1 protein-coding gene is annotated in these 1,214 nt (G+C 58.8%); it reads right to left on the bottom strand.

What is annotated here, in order from left to right; genetic code table 11:
- Nucleotides 1-38: 38 nt before the first annotated feature.
- A partial coding sequence (gene tuf, locus AC2FLD_RS22455; RefSeq protein WP_496674565.1) for an elongation factor Tu occupies nucleotides 39-1,214 on the bottom strand: 1,176 nt, incomplete at its 5' end.

Below are 1,214 nucleotides of genomic sequence, written 5' to 3'. Positions count from 1 at the left end.
GTCTCACCGATGTGCCGGGCTGAAGCCCGGCCTATCGATTATTCTACGATCTTCGACACAACGCCGGCGCCAACGGTGCGGCCGCCTTCGCGGATGGCGAAGCGCAGGCCGTTTTCCATCGCGATCGGTGCGATCAGTTCAACTTCGAACGACACGTTGTCGCCGGGCATAACCATCTCGGTGCCAGCCGCCAGGGTCACGGTGCCGGTCACGTCAGTGGTCCGGAAGTAGAACTGCGGACGGTAGTTCGCGAAGAACGGCGTGTGACGACCGCCCTCTTCCTTGGTCAGGATATAGGCTTCGGCTTCGAACTTGGTGTGCGGTGTCACCGAGCCCGGCTTACACAGAACCTGGCCACGCTCAACGCCTTCACGGTCAACACCACGCAGCAGCGCGCCGATGTTGTCGCCCGCTTCACCGCGGTCCAGCAGCTTGCGGAACATTTCAACGCCGGTACAGGTGGTTTTCGAAGTGTCGCGGATGCCGACGATTTCGATCTCGTCGCCAACGTTGATCACGCCACGCTCAACACGACCGGTCACAACGGTACCACGACCCGAGATCGAGAACACGTCTTCGATCGGCATCAGGAACGGTTGGTCAACGGCACGCTCTGGGGTGTCGATATACTCATCAACAGCCGCCATCAGTTCGCGGATCTTCTCTTCGCCGATTTCAGGGTTGTTGCCTTCCATCGCGGCCAGAGCCGAACCGGCAATGATCGGAATGTCGTCGCCGGGGTAGTCATACGAAGACAGCAGCTCGCGGATTTCCATTTCCACCAGTTCCAGCAGCTCTTCGTCGTCAACCTGGTCCACTTTGTTCATGAACACGACCATCTTCGGGATGCCAACCTGGCGGCCCAGCAGAATGTGCTCACGCGTCTGCGGCATCGGGCCGTCAGCTGCGTTCACAACCAGGATCGCGCCGTCCATCTGCGCAGCACCGGTGATCATGTTCTTGACGTAGTCAGCGTGGCCGGGGCAATCAACGTGCGCATAGTGGCGGTTGTCGGTCTCGTATTCCACGTGGGCGGTCGAGATGGTGATGCCACGAGCCTTTTCTTCAGGCGCGCCGTCAATCTGGTCATACGCTTTGAAGTCACCGAAATACTTGGTGATTGCTGCGGTCAGCGTCGTTTTACCATGGTCAACGTGGCCAATCGTGCCGATGTTGACGTGCGGCTTATTACGCTCAAACTTTTCCTTTGCCAT

The organism is Ruegeria sp. CDSA021, from assembly GCF_059612325.1.
This window is presented reverse-complemented; position numbering and strand designations above follow the sequence as displayed.